The organism is uncultured Desulfovibrio sp., from assembly GCF_944324525.1.
Lineage (GTDB): Bacteria > Desulfobacterota > Desulfovibrionia > Desulfovibrionales > Desulfovibrionaceae > Desulfovibrio.
This window is the reverse complement of sequence record NZ_CALUWS010000080.1, coordinates 1-5,839: the sequence shown is the minus strand read 5'-3', so window position 1 is coordinate 5,839 and position 5,839 is coordinate 1. Positions and strand designations below refer to the sequence as shown.

Here is a 5,839-nt window from a genome sequence, read left to right as displayed (position 1 = left end):
CGCTCTGCTGTCGATGCCTGTAAGGCTCCTGCGTCGCCCAACAGGCACGGCCTGCGGCCGCCCGTCGGGTCGCGCTCTGCTGTCGATGCCTGTAAGGCTCCTGCGTCGCCTAACAGGCACGGCCTGCGGCCGCCCGTCGGGTCGCGCTCTGCTGTCGATGCCTGTAAGGCTCCTGCGTCGCCTAACAGGCACGGCCTGCGGCCGCCCGTCGGGTCGCTGCCGGCGCGGGAATGGCCCAGCCTTTTTGCAGCGACATGAAAAAAGGCGTTCCCGCAGTCCTGCCTCCAAGCCCCCATTCCTTCCCCAGCGCGCTTTTGGCAGGGGAAGCGTCTGGGACACGCGGCAACTTGGTTCCAAAGACCTGTGGAGCGCGTACGGCCTGATTGTTTTATCCATTGAAATTATTGCAAATTTACATCAACAGCCCTAGAGCATTTTGTCTATGAGAAAGGCAAAATGTGAGGCGGCGGCCCAGCGCCGCCCGGTCCAAAGTGAACGGAAAAAGCCGCTTTTTTTCCGCGAAACGCCAAGCCGGATGGTTTGAGGCGCGAAGTGTTTCAAACGGAAAAAGCTCGCAAAGGCACGGCCCTGCGGGCCGCCTGTATTGCGTACTGTTCCGGGGCCACAGCCCCGCATCCCTTCAACGCCCCTGCAAAGGACGGACAATGATTCCCTACGGCTCTCTTGTGGTATACCTGACCCCGACGGGCAAGCGCTACATCAAGCGACTGGAAGAAGGCAACGACTGGCACAGCAACGACGGCGTGCTGACCGCCGCGCAGGTGCATGCTCTGCAGTTCGGCGGCGAGGCCCGCACCTCGCTGGATGTGCCCATCCGCGTGCTGGAAGCCACGCTTTTTGACCGCCTGCAGGGGCTCAAGCGCCAGACGCAGGTCATCTACGCCAAGGATATCGCGTATATCGCCCTGCGGCTGGGGGCCGGCCCCGGGCGCACCATCATCGAAGCGGGCTGCGGCTCCGGCGGCATGACCTGCGGCCTTTCCTGGTTCTGCGGCCCCACCGGCCGGGTCGTCAGCCATGAGGCCCGCGAAGAATTCGCCAAGCTTGCCCGCCGCAATCTGGAATGGGCCGGGCTGGGCGAGAACGTGACCATCCATCACCGCGACATTGCCGACGGATTCTGTGTGGACAATGCGGATGCCCTCTTCCTCGATGTCCGCAAGCCCTGGGAATATCTGGATCATGCGCTGCGCGCCGTACGCCCCGGCGGCATGTTCGGTTTCCTCCTGCCCACGGTGGATCAGGTCAGCAAGCTTCTGCTCGGCATCGAGCAGCGTCCCTTTGCCGAGGTGGAAGTCTGCGAGATCCTTATCCGGCGCTGGAAGCCGGTCGCCGACCGTCTGCGGCCCGAAGACCGCATGACGGCGCACACGGGCTTTCTGGTCTTCTGCCGCCAGCAGGAACGCAGCGAGGCATTTGAGACCTTCGTCCCCCTGGGAACCCGGCAGCGCAAGCAGGAAGCGGCGCGGCAGGCCCGGCTGGCCGAAGCCGGCGTGGACCCGTACGCCGACGAGTAAGCGGAGGGACGGAAATGAATCCGTGGTTGACGCTCATCGGCGCGGGCCTGCTTGAGATCGGCTGGCCGCTGGGCTTCAAGCTGGCCCAGCAGCCCGCATGGCGCATACCGGGGCTGATCTTTGCCGTCATCAGCATGGCGCTCAGCGGCTATCTGCTCTTCCTGGCGCAGCGCCATATCCCGCTGGGGACGGCCTACGCCGTCTGGACAGGCATGGGCGCCGTGGGGACGTTCGTCATAGGCGCGGCCTTTTTTGGCGATCCGCTTCATCTGGCCCGCGTGCTGGGGGTGGCGCTGATCATCTCCGGCGTGATCATCCTCAAGCTGGCTTCGTGACAGGCGTGCGGAGCGCGTCCAGCCTTTGGCGGCGCGCCGCCATTCAGGGCTTGCCAAACGCCCACAAAGAATTATTCTCGATTAAACAAAACAACCGCGCCTCGTGCGCCCCAATAAGGAGCAATTATGCTGACCAGCGCCCGCAATGTTTTTCCGGTCACGGTGACTGCCGTTCACGGCGGCGCCGTCAACGATGAGATCGTCCTGAGCATGGAAGGCGGCCAGGAAGTGGTGGCCTCCATCACCCAGGCCAGCACCAAGCGTCTTGGCCTTGTGGCCGGCAAAAAGGCCCTTGCCCTCATCAAGGCCAGCTTCGTCATCCTGCTTGAAGAGGCGGAAGACTGGCTGCTTTCCACCCGCAATCAGTTCACCGGCACCGTCAAGGCCGTGCGCCCCGGCGCGGTCAATACCGAAGTGGATATGGAGCTGCCCGGCGGCCAGACCCTTTGCGCCATCGTGACGGTCGCCAGCGCCGAAAAGCTCAAGCTGGCCCCCGGTTCCCGGGTGACGGCGGCGGTCAAGGCCTCCAGCGTCATCCTTGCCGTGCAGAAATAAGCTTGCGTTCGTCATGGATGCCGGGCGGACCGACAGGTCCCCCGGCCATCCGTCTGGAGGGAACATGTCGATTTGTCACATCCTGCATTTCAGCCCCACGGGCGGCGTGGAAAACGTGGCCCGCCTGGTGGGCGATGCGGTGGCGCAAACGCTGGGCATGGAAGCCGTCCCCTGCGATCTGGCCGCCCCGCATGTCAGCTGGCCGTCATTCAGCGCCGGCGATGTGATCCTGCTGGCCGCGCCGGTCTACGGCGGGCGCATCCCCGGCTTTCTGGCCGAACGTCTCGAGGAGCTGCGGCCGCTCACCAACGGCAGGCAGATCCCGGCCATAGCCCTTGTGGTCTACGGCAACCGGGCCTTTGAGGATGCGCTGCTGGAACTGGCCGACAAGGCCACGGCCTGCGGTCTGCTGGTCATGGCCGGCATGTCCGCCGTTGCCGAACACAGCATGTGCCGCAGCGTGGCGGCTGGCCGCCCGGATGCCGAAGATGCGGCCGCTCTGCGCGACTTCGGCCGGCAGGCTGCCGAGCATCTGCGCGCGGCGCCCGTGTCCGCGCCGCAACTGCCGGGGCAGCGCCCCTACCGGCAATGGCAGGCCATGCAGATAGCGCCTACCGCTTCCGTCGCCTGTACGGCCTGCGGCCTGTGCGCCTCCCGCTGTCCTGCCCAGGCCATCGATCCGGCCCATCCGCAAACGAGCGACCGGGAGCGCTGCATCCTCTGCATGCGCTGCGTCAAGATCTGTCCGGCCCACGCCCGCGCTCTGCCTGCCCCGGTCATGGCGATGCTGGCCGAAAAGCTGGGCCCCTGTCTGGAACGGCGGGATGCGCCCGTGCTCTATCTCTGATCTGCGATGCTGAGCGGGCGGGAAGATATCTCCCCGCCCGCTCGCCTTCCTAGGACTTGGCCGCTTCTTCCGCCGCCTTGAGTTCAGCCGCGGAAGGATGGGTGTACTCGAGCACCGGGAAGTCCTCTCCCAGACGGGCGCGAATGGCGCGCAGCATCATACCCTTGTTGGGGCAAGGGAAGCCGATGGGCGTCCCCTTGGTGATGCAGGACGTCAGCGCGACCACTTCCGCTCCGCGATCCTTCAGCATTTGCGCTCTGGCCACGGCCCTCTTGCCGGGGCAACCGCCACAGGACACGAAGCCCACCACTTCGCAGGCGCCGAGGGGTTCAAAGGCCCCTTTCCCCTCGCCAGCATAACAGAAATCCTTGGTCCCGGGGCACAGATCCTCAGTCTGCTGGCACCGGATGATGCCGACCTTCTTTTTCATGACCGCTCCTTATGGCTTTGCGTCAGGCGTCTTGCCTGCGGCGACATGCCGCCTCATGCCGCCGGTCGTACGCAGCGACGGCGGAAAGCAGCACCTGGCGCGGCATATTCCGTCAGCTGCATAGTAGGCCCTCCGCCCTGTGGTGGCAAGCCACATTGCCCTTTTTATCACAATTGCCGACCATCCGTGGAAAAACAGCTCCTTGCTCCCTAACCTGCTTGTTGCCTTGCAGAAAAGGGAAGGACCATGCCGCTGAATATACAGGCTATCCGAGACAGCGGCAACGCACGGGGAAAAATTGTGAAAATTAACACAAAAACTTGACCTTTGCTTTCGACGGGCCTAGGCTTTTTTCCGTCAGATGTTTTCACATCAAGGGAGGTGCCCGTTATGTGGGACGAAAGCATAATGTATGATGCCGTACGGGAGATCAGGACGAAGACCACGGCCTATCTTGGCGTGGGAGCCATAGAAAAAATCGATGATATCTTTGCCGAATTCACGCAGGAAGGCATCACCGCCGTCCTTTGCGTGACAGGCGGCCACTCCTACAAGCTCTCCGGCGCGTGGGACAAGGTGGAAGCCGCGGCGGCCAAACATGGCCTGCGCCTCAGCCTGTACAACAAAGTCACCCCCAACCCCACCACCGCCAGCGTGGACGATGCGGCGGCCCAGGGGCGCGAGGCCGGGGCCGGAGCGGTGCTTTGCATCGGCGGCGGCAGCCCCATCGACTGCGGCAAGAGCGCCGCCATCCTGCTGGCCAACCCCGGCAAGACGGCGGAAGAGCTTTATTGCTACAAATTCACGCCGCGCACGGCCCTGCCCATAGTGGCCATCAACCTGACGCACGGTACCGGGAGCGAGGTGAACCGCTTTGCCGTGGCGACCATCACCCACCTCAACTACAAGCCCGCCATCGCGTACGACTGCATCTATCCGCGCTACGCCATCGACGACCCTGCGCTGATGAGCGGCTTGTCGCCCAATCAGACCCGCTATGTGTCCATTGATGCCGTGAACCATGTGGTGGAAGCGGCCACCACCACTTGCGCCAATCCCTTTGCCGTCATGCTGGCGGCGGAGACGGTGCGGCTCGTGCATGCCAATCTGCCGCGCATCATCGCCCATCCCGACGATCTCAAGGCGCGGTATGATCTGGCCTATGCGGCCATGATGGCCGGAACGGCCTTTGATAACGGCATGCTCCACCTGACGCATGCGCTGGAACATCCCCTCAGCGCTCTGAAACCGACGCTGGCGCACGGGCTGGGGCTGGCCATGCTTCTGCCTGCCGTCATCGAGGAATGCTATCCGGCCCGGCCGCAGGTCATGGCCCACATCCTCAAGCCCATCGTGCCCGGCCTTTCCGGCATGCCCGATGAAGCGCCCAAGGTGGCGCGCGCCGTCGAACAGTGGCTGTTCGGGCTCGGCGTGACGGAAAAGCTCTCCTCCGTGGGCTTTACCGAAGCGGATGTGGAAACGCTTTGCGATCTGGTGGAACAGACGCCGTCACTGGGCCTGCTCGTCTCGCTGGCCCCGGTGGAAGGCAATCGCGCGTGCATTGCGCGCATCTACCGGAATTCGCTCGTGCCCATGCGCTGATGTGACGAATCACGCCGGGGAAAACCATTCCGTATGGAATGGCTCTCCCCGGCGCTGGACATCCTCAGGAACGACAGAATCGACTGACAGACAGGACAAGCCCCCGACGGCGAGGCGTTTCACCTCTCCACGGGCGGAGGCCCATGACATCCGCCTCCGTGCGCCGCAGAGCATCTTTTCCGCTGCGCCCGGACGCTTCAACCTTCCCCCAAGCCAGGGTCTGTCTCCTCCAGGCGCTGGCGGGTCCCGTCCGCCATAGACCGGACGGGACCCTGTGTTTGCGGAATGGCATACACGAAAGACGTAGAGCCTGACGGACGCCAATCCCTCAATTCTCCTTTGTCAAAGCGCGCCGGGGAGGGGATGGGGGGCGTGGGGGGAAGGGGAACCCCACCCGCGCCAGGCGGGGGGTCACCCTTCCCCCCACAATAAACCGCGCAAAGCGTCAACAGGCGCTAGATGTTGTGTTCCGATAGGTTGTTCACCCTTTCCTCATTCGGTAAATTGGAAGTTACCAGACAAACCAACAAAC

The 5,839-nt window shown here is 63.8% G+C and carries 6 protein-coding genes; 5 read left to right on the top strand and 1 reads right to left on the bottom strand.

Annotated features, from left to right (window positions below):
* Window positions 1-665 precede the first annotated feature (665 nt).
* The 4 genes from Q0K12_RS12165 (at window position 666) to Q0K12_RS12150 (ending at window position 3,275) form a co-directional block, all read left to right on the top strand.
* Window positions 666-1,538: a tRNA (adenine-N1)-methyltransferase gene (locus tag Q0K12_RS12165; protein ID WP_297263238.1), complete on the top strand. Its 873-nt coding sequence runs from the start codon at window positions 666-668 to the stop codon at window positions 1,536-1,538.
* Window positions 1,539-1,552: 14 nt separating this feature from the next.
* Window positions 1,553-1,873 carry a multidrug efflux SMR transporter gene (locus Q0K12_RS12160; RefSeq protein ID WP_297263237.1) on the top strand — a complete coding sequence of 107 codons (321 nt, stop codon included), beginning with the start codon at window positions 1,553-1,555 and terminating at the stop codon, window positions 1,871-1,873.
* A gap of 126 nt (window positions 1,874-1,999) precedes the next feature.
* Window positions 2,000-2,428 (top strand): TOBE domain-containing protein, encoded by a 429-nt coding sequence (locus Q0K12_RS12155; RefSeq protein WP_297263236.1) that lies wholly within the window; start codon window positions 2,000-2,002, stop codon window positions 2,426-2,428.
* Between the two features lie 64 nt (window positions 2,429-2,492).
* The gene (locus Q0K12_RS12150) at window positions 2,493-3,275 is read left to right on the top strand and encodes a 4Fe-4S binding protein (protein ID WP_297263235.1); all 783 of its coding nucleotides are present in this window, start codon (window positions 2,493-2,495) and stop codon (window positions 3,273-3,275) included.
* A gap of 49 nt (window positions 3,276-3,324) precedes the next feature.
* Here Q0K12_RS12150 and Q0K12_RS12145 read toward each other — a convergent pair whose 3' ends face one another.
* A complete protein-coding gene (locus Q0K12_RS12145) occupies window positions 3,325-3,705 on the bottom strand; it encodes a CGGC domain-containing protein (RefSeq protein WP_297263234.1) in 381 nt (126 codons plus the stop codon).
* A gap of 390 nt (window positions 3,706-4,095) precedes the next feature.
* On the opposite strand from Q0K12_RS12145, the gene Q0K12_RS12140 reads away from it, so the two are divergent.
* Window positions 4,096-5,307 (top strand): iron-containing alcohol dehydrogenase, encoded by a 1,212-nt coding sequence (locus Q0K12_RS12140; RefSeq protein ID WP_297263233.1) that lies wholly within the window; start codon window positions 4,096-4,098, stop codon window positions 5,305-5,307.
* Window positions 5,308-5,839 lie beyond the last annotated feature (532 nt).